The sequence below is a fragment of the Ramlibacter ginsenosidimutans genome, from assembly GCF_016654015.1.
Taxonomy (GTDB): Bacteria; Pseudomonadota; Gammaproteobacteria; order Burkholderiales; family Burkholderiaceae_C; genus Ramlibacter; species Ramlibacter ginsenosidimutans.
Genome location: NZ_JAEPWM010000011.1, coordinates 121,456 through 140,348, shown reverse-complemented (window position 1 = coordinate 140,348; position 18,893 = coordinate 121,456). Strand labels below are relative to the sequence as shown.

Genomic DNA, 18,893 nt, shown 5'->3' with positions numbered 1-18,893 from the left:
GTAACACGTCCGTCGACTTGGATTCCGGGTGACGGCGCAACTGGAACTGGATGAAAGGGGTGGCTGGCCCCTTTCTAAGGGGCTCACCCCTTGTGGAACCAGTGGTGGTGAGATTGCGTCCGAGTCTGCGCGACTTGGTCGGTGTTTGCCTGTTCCGCGCGCGCCTCCTGGTGCTTGGAGCGGTAGTGACCGATCGCACAACCGGCAGCAGCACCGGCCACTCCGTGCCGGTGCATAAAGTGACCTGCTACGCCGCCCGCAGCCGCGCCCCCGAGGCAGCCCGCGTTGGCGCCTCCCGAGATGGCGCCGATCGCGATGGCGACACATGCCCCAAGCAATTGAGATTTCTTCATCGGATGCTCCCCGTTGGTAATGGAAGCAGTCACTGTGTGTCATCGCAAATGTGAAACAGGTAAGACCGAGCATGGAGTCTGCGTAGGCCGGCCCCCAGGCGAAGCGCCCGCCAAGAGTCAGCGTGCCCCGAACCAGCAATGCCTCTGCACCCCTGCCGGCACGGCGTCGAAGTCGCCTCGGCGGAGGGCGTGTACCGCCTGCGCGGTCCCGACAGGTTGATGCGCATACGACCGCATAGGTCACCGCGGGGCCGCGAATACCCATATGAGTCCCCGCCGATTCTCAGCTGCGCGAAGCACGTCGGGCGCAGGCGCGCACCAGTGCGGCAACGGGGATCCGCAAGCGGGACCTCACCGGCGCAGTGCGATATGGACACAACGGCCTCACCGTCCTGGCAGTCGTTTCGTCCTGGGCATTCCCACAGATGGCATTCATTACGGGAGCAACTTCGCGTTCCCGTGTCTCGGCTTTCGAACTCTCTGAAGAACCTGTTGACACTTCACACCTAGACGGGGCTGCTTTGCCGGTCTGGATCACTTCCACAGGGCCTCGGCGGTGAATGCGCGGCTGCGCGCTGCTGATTCGCGAGATCCCTGCGGCCTCAGCACCATTGTTGGTGTTTGCCGGCCACCGATCCACGAAAGGTCAAGCGCTTCATCCTGGCGACCGTGCACGCGACTCTGGGCCTTGCACCGGTGCCGATGCGCGGCTCGACACCGCCGCGCGACCGGGCGCGCGAAGGTCAATGGCGCCGCCAACCAGGCCGCAGGTGAAGCCAAGAAGCAGGTGGGCAAGCTGACCGGCGACACCAGCCGCGAAATCGGTGGCGCCGCCCAGCAGATCAAGGGCAAGGTGCAGGAAAAGATGGGCGATGCGAAAGAGTCCGCGCGCGAGGCGGACAAGCAGGCGCAACGCGAAGAAGGCAAGCGCTGACCCTGGCGCGATGCAGTGCGCGCGGCCGGCCCATTGGCAGCCGACGCAGGAACATGCGCCAAGCGCGTGCGGGGGCCCGCACACGGCGGGCTTCTGAAGTTCAGTGTTGCCAGGGCAGGAGACGCTCTGCTGCCTCGGCGCTGTTGATTGAACGAGCGACGAGCCAGCCTCAGGGACGGCTCAGCACATCCTGGGGGGAAGACTCCCGGCGCGATGCATTCTGGGGTCCTTTCCGCCGCGGTGAGCTTGCCGAATCGGCGCCATGCGCACCCTGGAATGCTGGCCTTCAGGTGTTCCAGTCGTCGCTGCCATTTTCCACGCCGAAGTCCCCTCCCCCCGCATCTTCCCAGCCGCCGTGGTCCGCAATGCCGAAGTCCCGCCCGCCCATGTCGGGGTTCGGATCCGCGCCACCTCGTAGGGCATCGATCCCCGCGTCTCGTGCCAGCGGGGAGTTTTCGCCCCAAGCGCCCGGGGCTGCCGCCGGTGCATGAAGGGCGCCCCCTTGGTGATCGAAGATGCGGTGGCCGATCTCCTCCGCCGCCACTACACCGGCACCGACGGCCAGGCCCGTCGCCAGCCCGTGGCCCAGCGTCGACCCAAGAGATGGCGCTGGCGTTGCCGAATACGCGCCAGGCGGATAAGCACCTGGCTGGTAAGCCCCTGAGGGGTAGCCTGCGTGCGGTGCGTCGTAACGGCCGAATGCTTCGTCCGGGCGCTGGGGCGGATAGACAGAGGCGGTGGGCGCGGCAGCCGCGCTCAAGCGGGAGCGAACGAACGTCATTGCCACGATGAAGATCAGGACCAGCGCGACAAAGCCGCCGACAGGAAAGCCGCTTCGTCCCGCGTGTGCGGGCTGCCGGAGCGCATCGTCAGGCACCGGCGTGACGGCATGCCGTGACGGACGACCGAGCTGCGCGCGCAGTGCGCTGACCGCATCGGGCCTGGCGAACGGCAAGCCGGGAGCGAGCGTTTCCGCGGCTTGCAGCTCGCCGCGCGCGAGCGCGGCTTCATGCTGCCGCGCGGCGACCTCCGCCTTGACGTAGTGCGCCTTCGCGCTGTTTGGATGCTTTGCCAGGACCTGGTCGACCATGCTGCGCGCTCCGACCAGGTCGCCGTGTTCGGCAGCTTGGTAAATCTCGTCGACGGTGGGTTCGTGGGCCGGCTGCGCATGCACGGCGAAAGCGACAAGGGCCAGCAGCAGGCTGAGGAACAATTCAAGGACTCGGGGGGTTCGCATCTGAAACGGCTCCGGGTTCGCTGTGCGGTGCATGTGACGTCGAAAAGTCGGAGTTCAAGGCCGGCTCAGGCGAGGTGGAGCGCCTTGGGCGCGACACCCGGGAACACTTTCTCCAGCGTGGCCGGGCCCATCCCGAATTGCGTGGCGAAGATGCCCGAGAGCACCGCCCGGTAGTCGTTGAGGACGCGCCAATCGCGATTCTGGAACAGCGTGGACGAGGACAGCTCCACCTGGTCTCCGGCGATCACGGGCTTGGTGGCACCGCCCAGCACCCACATCACGCCCCCGTGCCCGTGGTCCGTGCCCCGGTTCCCGTTCTCCCGGAACGTGCGGCCGAACTCACTCACCACGACGACCGTCGTCTGCGCCCATGCGGTGCCCATCTCCTGTGCGAAGGCCGCGAGTCCGCGCCCGAGTTCCTCGAAGCGGCTCGCCAGGTAGCCTGTCGCGGCCCCCTGGCCGACGTGCGTGTCCCAGCCGCCTACATCCACGAAGCCGAGCGTATACCTCTCGCGCATGAGATGCGCGATGCGGCGCGCTTCCAGCTCGAAGCCCTTCGCGCTGATGGCGTTGCGGCTGGCCGCCTCCATTTCCGCAACAAGCTCCCGCGCCACGTCGTCGCGCACTGCAAACCCTTCGGCGACCTGGTGGGCCCAGGGAGTGCCGCGATACATGGACTCGATGACGGCGCTCTGGCGCGCATCGAGGCCGGGCTTGCCGACGGAGCGCAGGGAAACGTTCGGAACCGGGGTCGATCCTTGGAACGCGAGCGGGAGCTGGTCGGTGAATGCGATCGGTGCGCTGCCGGCCAGCGCCTGCGCGAGCCGTCCCATGAAGCCGGACCGATAGTCGCGGCGCGCGGAGAGGGGTTGCCCCAGCTCGATGGAGTCTTGCGTCTGGAAATGACTGCGCGAGAGGTCCTCGGTACCCGCGAACGGCACGAATGCGAGCTCGCGCCTGGCGAGCATCGGTCCCAGGCTGTCGCGCAGCGCGGGGTGGAGGCCCCAGGCTCCATCGAGGCCGATCGCACTCGCGGCTTCCGCCGAGGGTCTGCCGATGGCGATGTTCGGGCGCACCTCGTAGTAGAAGCTGCTTGCGTGCGGCACGAGCAGGCTCGCCGCGTCGTAGCCACCCCGCAGGAAGACCAGGAGAAAGCGCGACTGCGCCGCCGGTGCGGCGAACAAGCGGCCGGACAGCGACGCCAGGGGGGCAGCGGCCGCGATGACGGCGAAGGCGCGTCTTTTCATTGCATCAACCCTGCATGAATTCCGGTGAGGCGAGCAGGAAGGTGTTCCACTCCTGCGGCGATGCGGCCTGCCCCAGGGCCGTGCGCGTGGCCGCACCGAGGGTCTTCTCGCGCCATTCGTAGTACAGCGGCGTGGCGAGCTGCGGAAACGCGGGCACGTCCCGCGCTCCGGGTTCGTCTGGACGGAACAGCCCCGCGCTGGCCGAACCGATCGCGCGCGAGATCTCGAAGCGCGTCGCCATCTGGCCCGCGCTGCTCCAGGCCCGCGAGTCGAGCGGGTAGCCATCCGGAGTCTGGCGCCCATACAGAGGCTCGCCCAGGCGAGCGAGCCAGCCGAGGACAGGTTGCGTGTTCAGGATCGCGCGCCGGTCGTACGCCGCGCGGATCGCCGAAGTGACGTAGCGCATCGGGTCCTTGAACTTGTGCGCGCGCCAGAAGCCTTCGGCGTTGAACAGCACTTCCAGCACCCGTGCGATCTGCCCGTCGCTCTCACGGAAGGTTCGCACCATCGCCGCGACCACCGCGGGCGGCGGGTCATCGGACATCCAGTAGCCCGCGAGCTTGCGGCAGATGAACGTGGCAGCGACCGGATGACGGCAGAGGCGGTCGAGCGCTTCGTCCAGTTCGGCGAGCCCTTGCGCAGCGATCGGCTGGCCAAGCAGGCGCTTGGGCCCGAAGTCATGCCGGTTCGGGTTGAACTCGAAGAGTCCGTCACGGACGTAAAACGCTTGCAGCTCGCGCCGGACCTTGGGCGCCGAGCCGGACAGGTTCACGCCCACACCGGTCAGCACACGCGCGAGTTCCTGCACATCCGCCTGCGTGTAGCCCGCATCGACACCCAGGGTGTGAAGCTCCATCAATTCGCGCGCATGGTTCTCGTTGATGTGGCCGACTGCGTTCTGCTCGTTGTCCAGGTAGCGCAGCATCGCCGGATGATGGACGACCGCGCCCACCAGGTCCCTGAACCGGCCGAGCGCGCGGCTGCGGATCGTGTCGTCGTAATCGGCGACCATCGCGCGCAGGTTGCTCTTGTACTGGTGCACGCTGAAGTGATTCAGCCAGAACCATGTCATGCGCTCGAGCACCTGGTGCGGAGAGTAGAGTGCCCGCAGCAGGTGGCGTGACGCCGCCTCGTGCGCCAACTGGTTCATCTGCTGCTGGTAAGCCTGCTGCGCTGCCTTCTTCGCGTCGTCGCCGACCACCGCATCGGCTGCCTTGCGCTGCTCCTCCATCCGCAGCACGAGCGCTTGCAAGGTGGTGCCGCTGATTGTCATGCGCTCAATGCGATCCTGAAGATCACCCGCCAGCGGAGGACCGATCGACGCATTCAGCTGGCCGTCAAGGTAAGGGACGAAGCCGACACGGCGTGCTGCGCTCACCTCCGCCTCGTTCACGCCCCAGGTGATGCGATCGAGTCGCGTCGCGATTGCGCTCGCTTCGTCCGGCGCCTGCGCGCTATCCGTCGAGCCACGGCGAACGCCTGTCGCGCACCCGGCGAGCAGGGCTGCCCCAGCGCCAGCGGTCAGGAGTTGTCGCCGGCTGAACCCGATTGCATCCATGCGAAGATCCATGCGAAGGAAACGCCGTGCATCCGCATTGCGATGACAGCTGATGACTTAGGGCAACGACCCTGTTCTGAGACTGACCGCCAATCGGCGAGCAGCCCGGCAACCTCCCGCGAACCTGCAACTTTTCACGCCCTCGCCTGCTGTCATGCATCTGCGCCCGGCGGCCTCTTGAATGGGAACAGATGCGCAACAGCTACCGGCCTTGTCTTTCCTGCACCGGAGGTTTCGCGTGAGTCGTCTGCTCGTTCTGTTCTGGCGCATCAGCCGCGAGGATTTGCGCATCCTGTGGTGGGCGCTTCGCGCACAGCAACGCCCGGCCTGGCTGTTGCCTGCGTCCTTGCTGCTGCTCGTCTTCGCCTTGTCGCCGCTGAATTTCGCGATCCCGATGCTCGGACTCGTGGACGACCTCATGTTGGTGCCGCTTGCAGTCCACTGGCTGGTGCGCATGCTGCCGCCGCACCTGCGCGACGGGCATGCGCGGAACACGACCCAAATCCAGACGAGCACGCCAGCGACCATGCAGCATGGTTGCCTGGACTCCGCCGCGCAACAAAGAGGGGCCGCCGCCGGCCCTCGGTGTCCCACTTGAGCACATGCAGCTCGCGTGGTGGCGATCGCGGTCGATGTGCCACTCCGACGGCGTCCCATCCGCCGCTTTCATCGATGCCGAAGTGGCCGTGCCGCGCCGACGCCGCTTTATGTCTTGCTGCTGAAAGGGGCACGCCACGGGGCGGATGAACCACGAGCTGTGGTGTCCACCGCACCGAGCCGGCGGCGCGCGTGCCGGCTTTCTCTACCTAGGGCCAGGTGATGGTGGCGCAGTTGCCGCCGGTGACACCGAACGCAGCGGCGGCGATCACAAGCCCGGCGTGACGACGCGCTCATGGCTGGCCGCGTCCATCAGTCCCGAGCGGCTGTGCGCGGGATCCGCGGATCCCTGCGTCATTCCGGATCCTTTACGAACGGCGATCGGTCCGACGGTGCAGCGGGGGGACAGACGATCCCCCGATGGCCGGTAGCGTTACCGGCGGCGTACGCGGGAACGCAAAACCTTCGCCTTACTGCAACACGTCTCCACGCAAACAGTGACGCAGCGCATTTCGCGCGCATCAACTTTGCAGGGTCTCGGCGGCTTCCTGATCGCGCACTGACTCGCCGCTGACGCGAAGCCTGCGGCGCTGCCCGGGCTTTCCCTCGAACGCGGTGTGTTTGTGCAAATCTTGACCGCGATCAAGCGGGGCGACTCGTTCGCAAAAGTACACCCGCTGCGGGTCGCGCCCTCGGCGCGCCCGAAGTTTCTCAACACCAACCTCGCAATGGAGACAAACGTGAAACTCACGGCAGTCAGCATGGCATGCGCCCTCCTGCTCGGAACGGGCATGGCGGCACGACCCGCACACGCGCAAACGACGGAGGACATGCGCCGGCAGATCGACGCGATGCAGCAGCAGATCGAGGCGCTCAAGGCGCAGATGGACCAGATGTCCAAGCAGCAGGCAAGCGCCGCTCCCGCACCGGCGGCTCCGGCAGCCGCCGGCGGCGGCGAGTTCCTGCAGCGAAAGGCAGGCAAAGGCATGACCTTCCTTACGCGTGGAGGCGAGATCACTGCGTACGGAAATCTCGATCTGTCCCTCGATTCGGCGACCAAGGGCATCAACGGGAAGGTTGCGTCGGACGGCAGCACGCCCGCCGGCAATGGCGGCTGGATGTGGGACATCTCCAGCAACATCTCGTACGTGGGACTGCGGGGCTTCCAGTCGCTGGGTGACTACCCGGCCCATTTCGTGTGGCAGCTGGAGACGCAGATCGACGTGTCCGCCACGTCGGGCACCGGCGCCAGCAACAGCAACACGAGCAGCGCAGTCAAGGGCGGCCTGACCTCGCGCAACAGCTTCATCGGCCTCGCGTCGGCGCCGTGGGGCGCCGTCAAGATCGGCAAGACCGATGCGCCGTACAAGACGTCGACCAACATCATGAACCCGTTCTCCGGGATGTGGGGCGACTACTCGGTCATCATGGGCAACACGGGCGGCGACAACCGCGTGGAATTCGGAACCCGCTTCGACCATGCGCTCTGGTACGAGTCGCCGTCCTGGGGCGGCTTCAGCTTCAACGCGCTCGTCTCGCCCGGGCAGAACCGTGCCTACGACAACAGCAACCTGGCGGCGGGTGAAGGCGACTGCGCGGGCGGCAACGTTCCCGGCAGCGGCGGAGGGCCCGTGGCCTGCAACGACGGCGCCTTCGGCACGGCCTACAGCCTGAGCGCGGGGTATCACTTCGGACCGCTGTACCTCACTGCCGCGTACGAGCACCACAGCAAGGTGAATCGCACGGGTGACCTCGCCGCCTTTGACCCGAACGACGTGGCTGACGAACGCGCGGCCAAGGTGGGCGCCCAGTACCACTTCGGCAGCACCACGATCAGCGGCATCTACGAGAACATGAAGCGCAACGTGCCGGACTACCTCGCCTTCCAGAACGAGCGCTCGCGCAGTGGCACGTGGCTGGCCGTGAGCCAGGCCCTGAATGCGAAGGACAGCCTGCACTTCGGCTGGGCGCACGCGAACAAGACGCCCGGCGATCCGGGGACGCACAACACCGACGGCGGCGCCAATCCGGACAACTCCGCCAACATGTTCACGCTCGCCTGGAAGCACAAGGTGGACGAGAACTTCAGCTGGTACGTGGACTACGCCACCACCATCAACCATCCCGACGCGCACTACGACCTGGGTGCAGGCGGCCGGTCCGTGACCACGGATTGCCATGATGCGAGCAACCCCGACAGCTCCGGGTTCGATCCGAACGGCGGCGCGCCCAAGTGCTGGGCGGGCGGCCACCTGCAGGGGGTGAGCGTGGGGATGAAGTACCAGTTCTGATGGCAGCTGCGGCCCGGCGGCTGCGCCGGGCTGCAGGCGCGCGCGGGCAAGCGAGGACGGGTCATCGCCCTTGTGGGGACGTGCGGCAGCTTGATGGCGGCGCTGGGCGAAATCATCCCGATGGTCAGGTGCGACGCACCGTGTCCACCGGAGAAGCGATAGGCCATGGCACCTACTCGATCGGCCCGGGTGATCGATCACTGCCCGATCCAGGCTTTGACCTGCCGGCCACTCGCCTGCTCGATGCACCACCCGGAACTTGCCGATGCTTCGAGGTAACATTCCTCGTCTTTCTCCCGGAACCTCTGGTGATCCAGCCAGCCTTCGCGCCCGCTCCCGAAGGGCAAGTTACACGCTCCTCGGACCCCGCTCACCTCGTGCTGTTGCACGGTCTCGCCAGCTCCCCGAAGGAATTTGGTTTGCTGGCGCGCCCCCTTCAGCGCGAGGGCATTGTGCTGCACACACCGACGATCAACGGGTACAGCCACGCCTCGCCGCCGCACGCGGCGCGCTGGCAGGATTGGCTGGACGCGTCGTGCGACGTGGTGGACCGGATCGCCCAAAGACATGGGCCCGTGGTGCTCGGCGGCCTGTGCACGGGTGCGGTGCTCGCGTTGGGCGTCGCCGCGCGTGAAGCGGCGGGCCCCATCTGCGGCCTGGCGTTGCTGTCGCCGCTGCTTGCCTATGACGGGTGGGCCCTGCCCTGGTGGTACGGCTTGCGCAGGCTTGCGTATCTGCTGCGTTTGGAGGACCATTTCTTCATGAGGGAGCGGCCCCCGTATGGCCTGAAGAACGAGCGGCTTCGCCAGTGGGTGCGTCAGCAGATGGATGGGGGCGAAGCCACGCTTGCCGGTCCGGCGCAGATATCGCTGCACGCGGTACGGGAAAGCGAGCGTATCTCGCGCGAGGCGAACACCTGGTTCAAGGACCTGAGTGTTCCCACGCTCGTTCTTCATGCCCGCGAGGACGAGATTTGCAGCCTTGCGAGCGTCCAGAAGGTCGTTTCGCGGTTTCCCACCAGACTTCTGGAATTGGTCGTGCTGGAAGACAGCTATCACATGATCACGGCCGACAATGACCGGCAGCAGGTCGCCGACCGCCTGGCGCGCCACGCCCGCGCGTGCCTCGCGGCGGGCGTTCGCACCCAATCGGCGGTCGGCTAATGCCCAGCCTGCCGCACACGCAAGCACCCATGGACACCATCGAAGCTCTCAAGCAACTCATTCATTCGCAGTTCGACATAGAGCCCGCGGGCATCGATCCCGACGCTCCGTTCGCGCAGTACAACCTCGACTCCCTCACCGTGGCGGAGCTCATGTTCGCGGTCGAGGACCAGTTCCACGTGCAGGTTCCGGACACGGCCATGTCCACGATCACGAGCCTGCGCGGGCTTGCATCCATGCTGGACGAGCTCCGCGCCGCGAAGGCCGCCTGAGCGATGCGGCAGGAAAGCGATCGTGTGGGTGTCGTCGGCATGGGGTTGGTGAGCCCCCTGGGAAACGACGTCGAGGCGGCGTGGCGGGTGCTCCTGGAGGGGGGCGGCGCGGTCCGCCGCATCGACAACGCAGGCCTGCCTCCACTGCCTGTGGCGTCGGCCAGCTTCGACGTATCTACCGTCCTGAACAAGCTGCAGCAGGTCGGGACGGAACGAGTGAGCCACATGGCGCTCATGGCAGCGAGAGCCGCGCTTGCCGATGCGGGGGGCGGCAGCTGGAATGACCCGGACCGGGTAGGCGTCTATGTGGGCACGGGAATGGGTGGCGCAAGCACGATGGATCACGGCTATGCCGCGCTTCACTCCGGCGGAAGAATTCCGCCACTCACCGTCCCTGCGGGGATGGCCAACGGCGCTGCGGCTGTGATCGCAATGCACATGGACATCCGCGGCCCGGTGCTCACGTATGCGGTGGCCTGCGCCTCGAGTGCGGTGGCCATCGCGGAAGCCGCACACGCGTTGCGACGCGGCGAGGTGGACATGGCGATCGCGGGCGGTGCCGAGGCGCTCCTGGTACCCGGAGCCCTGGCGGCATGGCATGCACTCAGGGCGTTGGCGCCGCCACAGGAAGACGACGTCAAGCACAGCTGCCGACCCTTTTCGCGTGACCGCAGCGGCTTGGTGCTCGGTGAAGGTTCCGCATTCCTCGTGCTCGAACGCGAAAGAGACATGGAGCGGAGCGCGCGCGCGCCGTACGCGTGGCTCGCGGGAAGCGCGGTTCGCTGCGATGCCGTCCACCTCACCAACCCGGCAGTTCGCGGGCAGGTGGCGGCCCTGCGCGCTGCACTGGCTGCGAGCGAGCTCACGCCAGCGGACGTGGGGTATTGCAATGCCCACGGGACAGCCACGGTGGCGGGCGATCCGGTGGAATGCGAGGCGCTGCGCGCGGTCTGGAAGGAAGCCGCGCCCAAGCTCGCGCTGAGCTCCACCAAGGCGGCGCACGGACACCTGCTCGGTGCCGCCGGCGCCCTGGAGGCCGTGTGGACGATCCAGGCCCTGCGCACGGGCGACCTGCCTCCGACCCAGGGCGTCGTAGACATCGACGCGGCCTGCGCTGGCCTGGACCACGTCCTGCATTCAGGGGTCCACAGGCCGGGCCTGCGCCACGCCATCAGCAACTCCTTTGCCTTCGGCGGCACGAACGCAACGCTGGTCTTCAGCAAGGCATGATGGCGCCGTGCCATGCCGACCACCGGCTGGTCTTCGAGGCCGGGCCCGCGCGCAGCGGCCGCAGCGGTGCGCTTGGGCTACGGAAGGCTGCAACTATCAAGATGCGGATGACTTGAGGATGAAAGCGCGACGATGCGCTCTCAACTGCCAGGTGCGCATCCTCGGTCGGCGTCGATGCTGGTGTCCGCGAGCGTGAAACGAAAGACCGCGCCTTCTCCTTCGCGCGCCTCCGCCCAGATGCGACCGCCGTGGCGGTTCACGATGCGTTGCGCGTTGGACAGGCCGATGCCCGTCCCGGGAAATTCGTCCGCTGCATGGAGCCTCTGGAAGTCGCCGAACAACCGGCCCGCGAACTCCATGTTGAAGCCGGCCCCGTTATCCTGCACGGAAAACACCCTGATGCCTGCCGGGTCGACCCAGGAGGAGATCCGGATCCAGGCAGCTTCGCGTCGCCGCGTGAACTTCCAGGCGTTGCCGATCAGGTTCTCCAGAAGGACGCGCAGCAGCCTGCGGTCGCCACGCACCTCCATGCCCTCTTCGATCGTTACGCTCATGTTGCGGTCGTGCTCCGCCGCTCGCAGTTCGTCCACTACGTCGGCACAGATCGCAGTGAGGTCCACGTTCGCCACCACCAAGGGGGCCTGGGCCATTTCGGCGAGGGACAGCAGCGCTTCGACATAGTCGTTCATGCGCTGGCCGCCTGCCCGGATGCGGCTGGCAAAGTGTGCTGCGCGCGCAGAGTCTTCGCGCGCCAAAGCCTCTTCCATCGCTGCGCTGAACCCCTGGATGGCAGCGAGGGGAGCCTTCAGGTCGTGCGCGAGAACGTGCGCAAATCCCCGGAGATCCGCGTTCACCAGTTCGAGTTCGCGCGTACGTTCCTGCACGCGGGTGCCGAGTTCGCGATTGAGCAGGGAGAGTTGTTCTGTGAGCGCAGACAGCCGCTCCTGCGAAGCCTTGCTATCGGAGATGTCCTGCAACGCTCCATCGATGCGATCCACCGTCCCTCCTGCGCTGCAGACGGGTTCGCCGACCAGGCGCATCCAGACTTGCTTTCCGTCGTCAGCCATCGGATGAAGTTCGACATCGAAGGGCTGCCTGTCTAGCGAACTCTTCCAAAACGCGGACACGACCATCCTCCTGGCGCCTTTCGAGAGAAGCTTGAGCAAGCGACTTCTGCCCGGCTCGTAGTTTCTTCCCTTGGAGAGCAAGTCTCCAAGGCCCCGCGACCATTCCATGCGTCGCGATGCAAGGTCGAAGCTCCAGCCGACCACCTTCCCCAACCGCGCGCCAAGCACTGCCAGAACTTGCGCCCGCTCGTAGGCCTGCTGCGCACGCTTCAGGGCGGTAATGTTCATCGCCGTGCCGCGATAGCCGACAAACCGGCCCTGCTCGAACACTGGCACGCCCGTCGTCGAGATGTAGCGCACGTTCACCCCGCGTCCGACCTGAAATTCGAACTCCCGGAAGGGCAAGTGGGCCTCGAGGCAGCGGCGGTGATCTTCCCAGGTGCCGTGCAAGGGAAAGCAATCCGGTGCCTCCCACCGACGGATACCGATGATTGATGGCTCCTGCGGCACGTGGCCCGCGCCTCGAATGTCGACGGTAAATCGGAATTCGCTGTCCTGCTCCCAGTACCAGACGGTCGCCGTGTCCTTGATCGCTCTCAGATGCGCAAGCTCCTGAGCATCCAGCTCGTCGTGCGCGTCGCCCTTGAGCTGGATGCGACTGCGCCGGCTCGACTGCGCGGCACTTGCTGACGTGATGCCGGAGGGCTTCTGCGGGTTCCTTGCCATGTTCCTTCCGAAGCTGCTTCAGTTGGGTCAGATGCCTGCGTGCGTGGCGGCGCAAACCTAGGCGCCAACTGGTGCACGACGAACATGCTCGACCGATCATATCGACTGCTGCCCTCAGCCCAGAGGTCTATGTGCCGATGCTCAAAGCGGCACGCCACGGTGGGGGTGAACCGGCGAGCTGTGGTGTCCCCCGCAGTGAGCCGGCGGCGCGCGTGCCGACTTTCTCTACCTGGGGCCAGGTGATGGTGACGCCGTCGCCGCCGGTGTCACCCAATGCGGCAAACTGCTGCAGGGACTCACGATGCGCTTCACGCAACGGCCGCTCACGACCCCAGGCGGAGTGACTGCCCGTGTTCGGCCGGACGCGGCGCGACGGCCGGGATGAGAAGAACCCGGGCACCCACGAACTCAGGCCAGCGTCCCTCCATCAAGCACCAGCGTATGCCCGGTGATGTTGCGGGCGGCGTCACTGCACAGGTAGAGCACCGCTGCGGCGACCTCCTCGGGTGTCACGATTGCCCCTGTGGGGACGCCCGCGCGTGCCTCGGACGCCTCGATGCCCAGTTCGCTGAAGCGCTGCCGCGCCATGGCTGTGTCCACCCATCCCGGGCAGATTGCGTTGGAGGTGATCCGACGCGACGCAAGCGCCAGTGCGAACGCCTTGGCGAGCCCCACGACCCCGTGCTTGGACGCGGTGTAGGCGATTTGGTCCGGCACCGCGCGCAGCCCCAGCACACTCGCAAGAAACACGAGGCGGCCCCCTTCCGCGGGAAACAGTGCCTGGGCGGCCTGGGCGCACCGGTAGGCGCCCGTCAGGTTGGTACCTATCACGGCGTCCCAGGCCGGATCGCGCGGGTCCCCGAGTCTGTCGGCGCCAGCGATGCCGGCGTTGTTGACCAGCACGTCGAGTCGTCCGTGCAATTCGCGCAACCGTGCGAACACCCCCAGCACGTCATCCGGCTGCGACACGTCGCACCGTAGATAAGCGACGCCGGCGGGCAATTCGCCTGCGGGTGCGCGGCGGGCCGTCGCGATCACGTCGTGGCCGTTGGCGGCCAGCATGCTGCAAATGGCAAGCCCGACACCACGGGTCCCGCCGGTCACCAGGGCCACCTTCTTCATGCGGCGGTCACTCCGCCGTCCACCGGAATCACGGCGCCGGTGATGAACGAAGCCGCTGCGGACGCGAGGAACACCGCGGCGACCGCGATTTCGGCCGGCCGTGCCAGCCGACCCCGGACGGCGGTGGAAACAGGCTCTCGAAGCTCCGGCTGCTCTCCATGACTTCGCGCAGCATCGCCGTGTCCGTGCTGCCCGGGGCGATGCAGTTCACGCGCACGTTGTGCCGGCCGAAATCGATGGCTGCGCTGCGCGTGAGCTGGGCCAGCGCGCCCTTGCTCGCCCCGTAGGCGGCGCTCAGCGGCTTCCCGATCAGCGCCTGGTCCGAGGCCACGTTCACGATGGCGCCGCCTCCTGCCCTCACCATGTCGGGCAGGACGGACTTCATCAGCAGGAAGGGCGCCGTGAAGTTCACCGCCATGACGCGCTGCAAGTCGGCGAGCGAGGTGTCCGGGATGCTTCCCAGCAGGGTGGTACCCGCGCAATTCACCAGCACCTGCGGAGCGCCGTGCTCCCGTGCCAGCTGCGCGGCGCGCGACTCGAGCGCGCCGAGATCGGCCAGGTCGACGTCGGGCAGGTCGAGCCCCGCGACCTGGCAGCCGCTCGCTTCGAGTAGGCGCGCGACTTCGGAGCCGATGCCGCCGCGGTGGCCGGTGACCCAGGCAAGCCGCCCGGAAAGCCCCGGGAAGCTGGGAGGCGGGAAGTGGCATGCGGAGCAATCCGCCGAAGGAGAGGTGGACATGCGATTTCCTGGGGGTCGGTTCTGCGTGGCGACGATTCGGCCGGGCTGGAGCTTACCAATCCGGCTGCGTTGGGCCGCACGCAGGGGCGATTCTGCGGATGTCCGATTCCAACCCGTAGCAGCAGCCGCCCAACGCACGCCACGCGGACTGCCGGCAGCTTGAACGGCTCGACATCTTCGTTCGTTCCGAAAGTGCCGTCGGCGCCGTTACACGCGTAGCGGGCCGCCCGTGGGAAAACGACCGGGTGGGAGTTCGACGATGGATAGGCTGGTTTGGCGCGCCTCGAACGGCGCGTACAGCAAGTCATGAGCACAGCCACCAGGGCGATAGCACCCCGCTTGCCGAAGCGCTCAGGCCACTCTTGCATCCGCGCCAGTCTTTAGAACGATTCCGGCGGGTCCGACGGTAGATCCTTTCGGCCTACCGGCGGTCGCGTCTGCCGACTCCCTGCTTTCCATGTCGGCTTTCCCGCAACAGGCAGTCGAACGACAACCAGGTTCGACGGTGTCTGTCCTTGTAGCAGCCACCTGCCCCATGGTGGAATTGCCTGCGGCCTTGGTGCCTCACCTCGCTACACGGATGCCTCAGATGAAAAGAAGATCTTTGCTGATTTCGGCAGGCGCGGCAGCCATGCCCATTGCCGCGCGCGCGTTCGGCGACGATTGGGGTGCGGAGGCGGGATACCCGACTGGCTGGGGCGAGCCACGTCGCATCTTCTCGCACACCCAAACGCGCGTGGGCAACTACTCGGGCGGCTTCGAATCGATGTTCCCGGTTCACACCATTAGCGCCGGCACCAAAGTGTCGCCCCTCACCCCTCGGCCGCGAGATGACATCTCGTACGGCTTCACGCAGCGGACCCCTCAGGACTACCTGAAGGCTTGGCCCATCACGGGGCTGCTGATCGCGCGCAAAGGCGAGGTCTGGTTCGAAGGTTACGGATTCCGGCGATCCGCCCAAATGCGAATGAGCGGCTGGTCGATGTCCAAGAGCGTCACATCGCTGTTGCTGGGAATTTGCGTCGACCGCGGCCTCATCAAGTCGATCGACGATCGTAGTGACACCTACGCGAAGTCGCTGGCCGGGACCTTGCACGGCGAGACGACGATTCGCAACCTGATGAACATGTCCACAGGACTGGCCCTGACGGGCGATCAACTGCAGGACAACGCTCAGTTTTACGAGCGGGCGCTGCTCGGCTCCGACCCGGACGTCGTCGCCGCGCTGCGGGATCTCAACACGCGGCGCGAACCGCAGGGAATCCATTTCATCTACAACGACATGGCTGCCTCCGCGATCGGGGTGGTCATTCGCGAGGTGACGCGCAAGAGTCTTTCCGAATTCGCGCAGGACGCCCTGTGGGGACCGCTAGGTGCAGAGGGCAATGCCACGTGGTGGACCGACTCGAAGGCGGCCGAGTTCAACTGCATTGGCTTCGCGGCGACCCTTCGCGACTGGGCGCGTCTCGGCCAGCTTGTGGCGCAGCGCGGGCGCATGAACGGCGCCCAGGTCGTGAGCGAAGCCTGGATCCAGGAATGCTGCTCCTGGGGCGACAAGGACTCGCAGGTGCGAGTCAACTATGCCCGTCCGAGCACGAACGGCCAGATTGGCGGCTATAAGGGAATGTTCTGGCACCTGAAGTCCGACGGCAGCCGCCCCATCTTCAGTGGATTCCACGGTCAACGCATCTACGTCGACATGCCGACAGAGACAGTCGTGGTGCAGACTTGTGTCGACCACAACGTGCAGTGGCGCTTCGACAGCTTTGCGCTTTTCGATGCCGCAGTGGCGCTGAAGTCCTGACGCGCGGTACGCGGGCCCAAGGGTCAGTTGCCTTGGCGGGTTCGAAGCCCGGCCGCAGGGCTGCTCGATCGCGAGATCGCGCCAGCTACCGCGGACGCCGCACCGGTGATCAGGCGCACCTGGTGGCTTACCGTCGCTCCTGCGTCTCCAACGGCCATCCGCGCGGTGGACACGATCCCGTCGTTGGCGCCCATGACTCCGGCCCGGACTGCGGCTCGGTGCCCAGGGCCACCTGGACGATATGGCCACCAGCCTCTGCTCGTGTTGCGTGAGGCCCTTGCGCGAGTGGTCGTCCCCAAAGGCAAAGGAGACGACGTAGTCGGTGGCTACCGGCCCCACCTGCGCCACGCGGGGTATTGGCACTGTGCAGGAGAGCGGGCGATCGTGCACCTGAACGCGCTACGGAAGGAGAAACCGGCACGGCAGCCCGGTCCGCTTGATCAGGCGCTCTGGCCGCACACGGACTTACTTCGACCCGCAACGCACTGCGCGCCGCCGGGGTCCAGTTCCAAGAAGCGCCGTTCAAGGGCACACACCTGCGCCAGGTGTTCGTGGAGGATCCGATGGGGCTGAAGTTCGAACTGAACTTCGACCTAGAGGCGGAGGGGATGACGGATGAAGGCTGAATCGGAGGCGCCGCAGTCTTGCTGTGTCAGAACGGCCGCACTTGGGCGGGAGCTGCGGGTTAATCCGTAAGTGCCCCGCTAAACCGAACGACCTTGCCCTCGCCCACCGCTGTCTTGAGGCGGCGGCCAAGAACACGAGAGGAGTCCCCTTTCGACCGGTAGCAGGCGTGAAGCTTGTGAGCCCTGTGGGGGCAGCCCTGCAATCGTTCGTCAGGCCGGCCGCGCTCTGCTCCCTCGGAGCGCGAGCGCCCTCAACGCGCCCAGCAGAGAGGTAGTTGTGGCAGTTGAAGTCTATCGCCCAGAGCGTGTACGCGATGATGCCAGCCAAGAAGAGCGCTCCGAGCATCTTGTGCGGAGGACGATCGAATCGCATTGCTACGATTTCGAAAGCAGAGTACGCTGCAACCCCAGGGCTTATGACGTTCTTGACGAACCCGATACCGAATCCGTCATTTCGCAGCCATGTGCCAAGCAAATGCATTGATGGCGAACTGGAGAGCCAGGGTTATGGGGAACAGCCACTGTTCGGCGGACTACATACCAGCGTTCATGCCGCGTTAGAACAGTTGCTGTTCGCGCTTCTTAGAAGAACCTCGGACCGACCTCGCGATTTGATCTTGTCGGCGCTCACGGCCCATTATTCGGCGTACAGCTCGCTCAACTCTGAACGAGCTGCGAGTCTTGACGCATCAGCCCCGACTCCGCAAGCCGTTGATGAAGAGCCCCAGTGGCGTGGCGAGCGCCACTTCCTTCAACACGGTGAATAATCTTGCAAGGGCGATAAGGCCGACGGGGATTTCCGGCTTTGCCTCAGGCAGGGCCCCGCTCACAGTTTGTGGGAAATTCGACATTCCAAACTCTCCTGTTGATGAGCACGTTAGGGAATCGCCGTAACGTCAGGCAACTATAGAGATGTTTTGATACACCGTGCAACGACCGGTCGGCAGCCGTGGAGCACCGCTCGTTATGAACGGACGAAACCGCTTCGCGTGATTCCGAGGAAGTCGCGCTACACGTGAAGAATTGCTCGACATCCGTCGCGGACCGACAGACCCTCCTTCGGGCCCGGCTGCAATACAGTCCCGCCTGAGCAGTCGTTCCCATTCAAATCCTTGCGGCCGAATGTCCGCTCCGCTCCGCTGCGTACGCGTGCGCGATTACGTGCGCGCGAGCCTTGGCTCCTCATGCCAGGAAAGTCATGGTGGTTGCGAGCACAAACCCCTGCGGATGTCGAAGTTGTACTTGTAACCCTGACGATTAAGACTGCGTCCGGAGCACACACATGACCCTCGAATCGTTCCAGCACATCCTGCAAGCCCAGCTCGCGGCCTATGCGGCACTGGTCAACGCTTTGAGGGAAACGGACTCCATCGACGTCGAAGCGCTTTCGGAGCGGCTGGGCGGGTATGCCGACCTGTTGCAGCCTCTTCGCCCGTCAGCCGCACACATGCTGAGCGCTTACTCGGCCGCGGTCTCCGGCGAAGCGCCCGACCTTGCAGCACTCCTGGAAACCTTGAACTGATCGCGAAATGTGCGCGCTATGGGCCTCCGACGTATGTGATGTCACGCCAGACAAGGCTCCTCTCCTCGGGCTGGCCTAGGTCGTTCACGTGTCCCGAAGCGCCTCAATCATCTGCTCCGTGATGGCTTGGACGCGCGAGTGCTGAGCAACGACGAGCTCTCGCAATGCAGGCAGGTCGTCGCAGTTTTCGACAGTGGCCCGCAGCAAATCTTCGTTCATCGCATGCAAAGTCTTCTGCGCTGACGAGAGTTCGTCGAGCAGCTTTAGGGCTGCGGCAACGGGGGGTGTTTTCGAGGCGATGTTGTGTTCCCGATGCACTTGCGCAGGCATGACCGCGGCCGAGCAGTGGGATTGGCTGCTTTGTTCGCACCCTGCCACCATCGCGAGCTCGCACCTAAGCACGCC

18 protein-coding genes and 1 pseudogene are annotated in these 18,893 nt (G+C 65.8%); 8 read left to right on the top strand and 11 right to left on the bottom strand.

Annotated features, from left to right (window positions below; translation table 11 throughout):
* Nucleotides 1–83: 83 nt before the first annotated feature.
* A complete protein-coding gene (locus JJB11_RS21700) occupies nt 84–353 on the bottom strand; it encodes a hypothetical protein (RefSeq protein ID WP_201176505.1) in 270 nt (89 codons plus the stop codon).
* 556 nt (nt 354–909) lie between these two features.
* On the opposite strand from JJB11_RS21700, the gene JJB11_RS21695 reads away from it, so the two are divergent.
* Entirely contained in the window at nt 910–1,287 is a 378-nt protein-coding gene (locus JJB11_RS21695; RefSeq protein ID WP_340643175.1) for a CsbD family protein, read from the top strand.
* A 286-nt stretch (nt 1,288–1,573) separates the two neighbouring features.
* Here the strand turns inward: JJB11_RS21695 and JJB11_RS21690 are convergent, their stop codons facing one another.
* The 3 genes from JJB11_RS21690 to JJB11_RS21680 form a co-directional block, all read right to left on the bottom strand.
* Entirely contained in the window at nt 1,574–2,500 is a 927-nt protein-coding gene (locus tag JJB11_RS21690) for a tetratricopeptide repeat protein (protein ID WP_201176503.1), read from the bottom strand.
* Between the two features lie 89 nt (nt 2,501–2,589).
* On the bottom strand, nt 2,590–3,771 hold the full coding sequence (locus tag JJB11_RS21685; protein WP_201176501.1) for a DUF1501 domain-containing protein: 1,182 nt from the start codon (nt 3,769–3,771) through the stop codon (nt 2,590–2,592).
* A 4-nt stretch (nt 3,772–3,775) separates the two neighbouring features.
* A complete protein-coding gene (locus JJB11_RS21680; protein WP_201176499.1) occupies nt 3,776–5,329 on the bottom strand; it encodes a DUF1800 domain-containing protein in 1,554 nt (517 codons plus the stop codon).
* 238 nt (nt 5,330–5,567) lie between these two features.
* Here JJB11_RS21680 and JJB11_RS21675 point away from each other — a divergent pair, with 238 nt between their 5' ends.
* The 5 genes from JJB11_RS21675 (at nt 5,568) to JJB11_RS21655 (ending at nt 10,882) form a co-directional block, all read left to right on the top strand.
* Nucleotides 5,568–5,927 carry a hypothetical protein gene (locus JJB11_RS21675; protein ID WP_201965017.1) on the top strand — a complete coding sequence of 120 codons (360 nt, stop codon included), beginning with the start codon at nt 5,568–5,570 and terminating at the stop codon, nt 5,925–5,927.
* 739 nt (nt 5,928–6,666) lie between these two features.
* On the top strand, nt 6,667–8,217 hold the full coding sequence (locus tag JJB11_RS21670; protein WP_201965016.1) for a porin: 1,551 nt from the start codon (nt 6,667–6,669) through the stop codon (nt 8,215–8,217).
* Between the two features lie 140 nt (nt 8,218–8,357).
* Nucleotides 8,358–9,380 (top strand): alpha/beta fold hydrolase, encoded by a 1,023-nt coding sequence (locus tag JJB11_RS21665; RefSeq protein ID WP_201176495.1) that lies wholly within the window; start codon nt 8,358–8,360, stop codon nt 9,378–9,380.
* Between the two features lie 29 nt (nt 9,381–9,409).
* Nucleotides 9,410–9,652 carry an acyl carrier protein gene (locus JJB11_RS21660; protein WP_201176493.1) on the top strand — a complete coding sequence of 81 codons (243 nt, stop codon included), beginning with the start codon at nt 9,410–9,412 and terminating at the stop codon, nt 9,650–9,652.
* A gap of 24 nt (nt 9,653–9,676) precedes the next feature.
* The gene (locus tag JJB11_RS21655; protein WP_201965015.1) at nt 9,677–10,882 is read left to right on the top strand and encodes a beta-ketoacyl synthase N-terminal-like domain-containing protein; all 1,206 of its coding nucleotides are present in this window, start codon (nt 9,677–9,679) and stop codon (nt 10,880–10,882) included.
* A 140-nt stretch (nt 10,883–11,022) separates the two neighbouring features.
* On the opposite strand, the gene JJB11_RS21650 is transcribed toward JJB11_RS21655, so the two are convergent.
* The 4 genes and pseudogenes from JJB11_RS21650 to JJB11_RS21640 form a co-directional block, all read right to left on the bottom strand.
* Nucleotides 11,023–12,675, bottom strand: a complete 1,653-nt coding sequence (locus JJB11_RS21650; protein WP_201176490.1) for a sensor histidine kinase — start codon at nt 12,673–12,675, stop codon at nt 11,023–11,025.
* A 408-nt stretch (nt 12,676–13,083) separates the two neighbouring features.
* Nucleotides 13,084–13,797, bottom strand: coding sequence for an SDR family NAD(P)-dependent oxidoreductase (locus JJB11_RS21645; RefSeq protein ID WP_201176488.1), 714 nt, complete (start codon nt 13,795–13,797; stop codon nt 13,084–13,086).
* A complete protein-coding gene (locus JJB11_RS26695) occupies nt 13,794–13,886 on the bottom strand; it encodes an SDR family oxidoreductase (protein ID WP_377371749.1) in 93 nt (30 codons plus the stop codon). The genes JJB11_RS21645 and JJB11_RS26695 overlap by 4 nt, the downstream gene beginning before the upstream one ends.
* A gap of 71 nt (nt 13,887–13,957) precedes the next feature.
* Nucleotides 13,958–14,536: pseudogene (locus tag JJB11_RS21640) on the bottom strand (SDR family NAD(P)-dependent oxidoreductase); the annotation flags it as partial.
* A 589-nt stretch (nt 14,537–15,125) separates the two neighbouring features.
* On the opposite strand from JJB11_RS21640, the gene JJB11_RS21635 reads away from it, so the two are divergent.
* A complete protein-coding gene (locus JJB11_RS21635; RefSeq protein ID WP_201176484.1) occupies nt 15,126–16,340 on the top strand; it encodes a serine hydrolase domain-containing protein in 1,215 nt (404 codons plus the stop codon).
* Between the two features lie 23 nt (nt 16,341–16,363).
* Here JJB11_RS21635 and JJB11_RS21630 read toward each other — a convergent pair whose 3' ends face one another.
* Nucleotides 16,364–16,498, bottom strand: a complete 135-nt coding sequence (locus tag JJB11_RS21630; RefSeq protein WP_242529071.1) for a hypothetical protein — start codon at nt 16,496–16,498, stop codon at nt 16,364–16,366.
* 1,157 nt (nt 16,499–17,655) lie between these two features.
* Complete coding sequence (locus JJB11_RS21625) at nt 17,656–17,817, bottom strand: hypothetical protein (protein ID WP_201176472.1); 162 nt, start codon at nt 17,815–17,817, stop codon at nt 17,656–17,658.
* Between the two features lie 431 nt (nt 17,818–18,248).
* On the opposite strand from JJB11_RS21625, the gene JJB11_RS21620 reads away from it, so the two are divergent.
* Nucleotides 18,249–18,488, top strand: a complete 240-nt coding sequence (locus tag JJB11_RS21620; protein WP_201176470.1) for a hypothetical protein — start codon at nt 18,249–18,251, stop codon at nt 18,486–18,488.
* An 84-nt stretch (nt 18,489–18,572) separates the two neighbouring features.
* Here JJB11_RS21620 and JJB11_RS21615 read toward each other — a convergent pair whose 3' ends face one another.
* Nucleotides 18,573–18,818: a hypothetical protein gene (locus tag JJB11_RS21615; protein ID WP_201176468.1), complete on the bottom strand. Its 246-nt coding sequence runs from the start codon at nt 18,816–18,818 to the stop codon at nt 18,573–18,575.
* Nucleotides 18,819–18,893: the final 75 nt, after the last annotated feature.

Bases quoted from the DNA above. Each gene is read 5' to 3' on its own strand.
- JJB11_RS21700 (WP_201176505.1), bottom strand. From the start codon at position 353: ATGAAGAAATCTCAATTGCTTGGGGCATGTGTCGCCATCGCGATCGGC.
- JJB11_RS21685 (WP_201176501.1), bottom strand. From the start codon at position 3,771: ATGAAAAGACGCGCCTTCGCCGTCATCGCGGCCGCTGCCCCCCTGGCG.
- JJB11_RS21680 (WP_201176499.1), bottom strand. From the start codon at position 5,329: ATGGATGCAATCGGGTTCAGCCGGCGACAACTCCTGACCGCTGGCGCT.
- JJB11_RS21660 (WP_201176493.1), top strand. From the start codon at position 9,410: ATGGACACCATCGAAGCTCTCAAGCAACTCATTCATTCGCAGTTCGAC.
- JJB11_RS21650 (WP_201176490.1), bottom strand. From the start codon at position 12,675: ATGGCAAGGAACCCGCAGAAGCCCTCCGGCATCACGTCAGCAAGTGCC.
- JJB11_RS21645 (WP_201176488.1), bottom strand. From the start codon at position 13,797: ATGAAGAAGGTGGCCCTGGTGACCGGCGGGACCCGTGGTGTCGGGCTT.
- JJB11_RS21635 (WP_201176484.1), top strand. From the start codon at position 15,126: ATGAAAAGAAGATCTTTGCTGATTTCGGCAGGCGCGGCAGCCATGCCC.
- JJB11_RS21630 (WP_242529071.1), bottom strand. From the start codon at position 16,498: ATGGCCGTTGGAGACGCAGGAGCGACGGTAAGCCACCAGGTGCGCCTG.
- JJB11_RS21625 (WP_201176472.1), bottom strand. From the start codon at position 17,817: ATGTCGAATTTCCCACAAACTGTGAGCGGGGCCCTGCCTGAGGCAAAG.
- JJB11_RS21620 (WP_201176470.1), top strand. From the start codon at position 18,249: ATGACCCTCGAATCGTTCCAGCACATCCTGCAAGCCCAGCTCGCGGCC.
- JJB11_RS21615 (WP_201176468.1), bottom strand. From the start codon at position 18,818: ATGCCTGCGCAAGTGCATCGGGAACACAACATCGCCTCGAAAACACCC.